The 3,084-nt window shown below is 67.4% G+C and carries 2 protein-coding genes and 1 pseudogene; all 3 read right to left on the bottom strand.

Features of this window, described 5'->3' with window-relative positions:
- Positions 1-439: pseudogene (locus EOA24_RS32345) on the bottom strand (ABC transporter permease); the annotation flags it as partial.
- On the bottom strand, positions 436-1,491 hold the full coding sequence (locus tag EOA24_RS32340) for an ABC transporter permease (RefSeq protein ID WP_126080541.1): 1,056 nt from the start codon (positions 1,489-1,491) through the stop codon (positions 436-438). The pseudogene EOA24_RS32345 and the gene EOA24_RS32340, both read right to left, overlap by 4 nt.
- Complete coding sequence (locus tag EOA24_RS32335) at positions 1,491-3,011, bottom strand: ABC transporter ATP-binding protein (RefSeq protein WP_127410498.1); 1,521 nt, start codon at positions 3,009-3,011, stop codon at positions 1,491-1,493. Before EOA24_RS32335 ends, EOA24_RS32340 begins: the two co-directional genes overlap by 1 nt.
- Between the last annotated feature and the right edge of the window lie 73 nt (positions 3,012-3,084).

The following is a 3,084-nucleotide window of genomic DNA, read 5'->3' as shown; positions in this document are numbered from 1 at the left end:
CGGCAGGGCCGATCACCGGTATGTCCGAGAGCAGCGGGATCGGCGCCAGCTTGAAGCCGTCGATGCTGGGCGGCACCGATTGCTGGCCGAAGATCAACCGATAGAGGAAATAGGCGAGACCGGATGAGAACAAGGTCACGCCGATGCCGCAGACATGTTGGCTGAGGCCCAGCGCGACGGTGAACAGCGCGTGCAGGGCGCCCATCAGCGCGCCGACCAGCACGGCCACCAGCACGCCCAGCCACAGGCTGCCGCTGAGGCTGGCGGCGGTGAAACCGGCCATGGCCGAGAGCAGCATGATGCCTTCGATGCCGAGATTGAGCACGCCGGCGCGTTCGGAAAACATTTCGCCGAGTGTGGCGAAAGCGAGCGGCGTGGCGATGCGGATGATGGCGGCGAGGAAGCCGACCTGGAAAATCTGCTCGAACACCGCGCTCATGTCTGCGCTCCCACGCGGCGGATGCGGTAGGCGGTGAAGAGCAGCGCCACCAGCATGGCAAGCAGCGCCGTGCCCTGGATGACGTCGCTCAGGAAAGCCGGCACGCCGGTCGCGCGCGACATCGCCTCGGCGCCGGTCATGACGGCGGCCAGGAAGATCGCCGCCGGCACCACGCCGAGCGGGTTGAGCCTGGCGAGCATGGCGACGACGATGCCGGAATAGCCATAGCCCGGCGAGATGTCGCTCATCACCTGGAAATGCACGCCGCCAACCTCGCCGACGCCGGCCAGGCCTGCCAGCGCGCCGGAGAGCAGGGCGGTCGAGAGCAGCACGCGCTGGACGTTGATGCCGCCATAGCGCGCCGCTTCCGGATTCTCGCCGGTGACGCGGATCCTAAAGCCGAGCGTGGTGCGGGCGATCAGGAACCAGCAAAGCGGTGCTGCGATCAGCGCCACGACGACGCCGAGATGCAGCCGCGTGCCTTCGATCAGCACCGGGAAGTTGGCGGAATCCTCGATCGGTGGCGAGATCGGGTAGCCGGAAAAGGTGTCCTTCCACGGCCCTTCGATCAGCGCCATCAGCGCGTAATAGATGACCGAGTTTAGCAGCAGCGAGCTCACCACGTCGTCGACTTTGAATTTGATGCGCAACGTCGCCGGCACCAGCGCCACGAGCGCGCCGGCGGCGGCGCCTACAATCGCCATCAACAGCATGGCGAGGGTGCCCGGCATCGGGATCGCGCCGACAAAGCAGCTCGCCACCGCGCCGGCGAGCAGCTGCCCCTCGGCGCCGATGTTCCAGAATTTGGCGCGGAAGGCGATCGCCACGGCAAGGCCGGTGAAGATCATCGGGGCGGCGCGCACCAGCGTCTCGGTGATGGCGTAGCTGTCGCCGAGCGAGGCCGACAGCATCACGCCATAGGCCTCGATCACGCCGGCGCCGGCGATGGCGATCAGGCCACTGCACAGAATGAGCGTCGCGGCGATGGCGATCAGCGGCAGCGCCAGATTGAACCAGGCGGGTGTCGAGGTGCGGGCTTCGAGGCGAAACATCAGGCCGCCTCCTCGGTCTGCCCGGCGCCGGTCATCATCAAGCCGAGCCTGGTGACGGTGGCATCGGCGCTGATAAGCGTGCCGGCGATGCGGCCCTCATACATCACCGCGATGCGGTCCGAGAGCATCAGCAATTCCTCGAGGTCTTCGCCGATGACGATGATGCCGCAGCCTTTGGCGCGCATCGCGAGGAATTTCTCGTGGATGAAGCGGGCGGCGCCGATGTCGAGGCCGCGCGTCGGCTGCGAGACGATCAGCACTTTCGGGTCGAAGGCGAGCTCGCGTGCCAAAAGCGCCTTCTGCAGGTTGCCGCCGGAGAGCGCGCCGGCGCGCACCATCTGGCCAGGGCAGCGTATGTCGTAGGCCTTGATCTGTTCTTCGGCGAAGGCGCGGATCGCCGCCGGGTTGAGCAGGCCTTTGCGGCTGAAGGCCTCGGTGCCGATCCGCGGCAGAACCATGGAATCGGCTAGAGGCAGGTTGGTGACCAGTCCGGTGGTCATGCGGTCTTCCGGGATGCGGCCGAGGCCAAGCGCCTGCAGCTCGCGCGGCGAGAATTGCGTCGCCGTTTTGCCGGCTATCGTCATCGTGCCGGCCCTTGGCGGCAGCATGCCGGAGATGACATCGGCCAGCGCCCGCTGGCCGTTGCCGGAGACGCCGGCGATGCCGAGTATCTCGCCCGCCCGGACGACCAGCGAGACGTCGCGCAGCGGCGTGCCGGCATGGCCGGCGGTGGAAATGCCGTCGAGCGTCAGCACGGCGGCGCCGGGCGTCGAAGCCTCCTTGACCGGCGGGACGATTTCGTGGCCGCACATCAGTCTGGCCATCTCGGCCGAGGTGGTTTCTGCCGGGTGGTCGACGCGGCCGGCGACCTTGCCATGGCGCAGCACGACGCAGCGATGGGTGAGCGCCCGGACCTCGTTCAGCTTATGCGAGATGAAGATGATGCCGAGCCCCTGCGCCGCCATCGAGCGCAGGGCGGCGAACAGGCCGTCTACTTCGCTTGGCGCCAGCACGGCAGTCGGCTCGTCGAGGATCAAAAGCTTCGCGCCGCGAAACAGCGCCTTGATGATCTCCAGCCGCTGCTGCTCACCGACCGACAGCGCCGACACCGGCAGGTTCGGATCGAGGCTCAGCCCATACTGCCGGCTGATTTCGGTGAGCCGGGCGAGCCCGCGCGCACGGTCGATGCGGCCGGATTTGCCGGGAATGCCGATCAGCAGGTTTTCCAGCACCGTGAGGCGCGGCGCGAGGTGGAAATGCTGATGCACCATGCCGATGCCGGCGGCGAGCGCATCGGCCGAATTGTGGATGGCGACGGGCCGTCCTTCGACCAGGATCTCGCCGGCGTCCGGCGCGTAGGCGCCGAACAGCACGTTCATCAGCGTCGTCTTGCCTGCGCCATTCTCGCCAAGCAGGCCGAGGATTTCGCCGGGTGCGACGCTGAGGTCGACGGCCTCGTTCGCCTTGACGGCGCCGAAGCTCTTGGTGATGCCGCGCATTTCGATGAGTGGGGCGGACAAGGGTGCTCCCTGGATTTGCGATCCGGCTAACCGCGAAGGGCAGCGCTAGGCCCCCCTCTCTGGCCTGCCGGCC

This window comes from Mesorhizobium sp. M2A.F.Ca.ET.039.01.1.1, assembly GCF_003998035.1.
Taxonomy (GTDB): domain Bacteria; phylum Pseudomonadota; class Alphaproteobacteria; order Rhizobiales; family Rhizobiaceae; genus Mesorhizobium.
The sequence above is the reverse complement of the archived record's forward strand: the minus strand, read 5'-3'. Positions and strand labels throughout refer to the sequence as shown.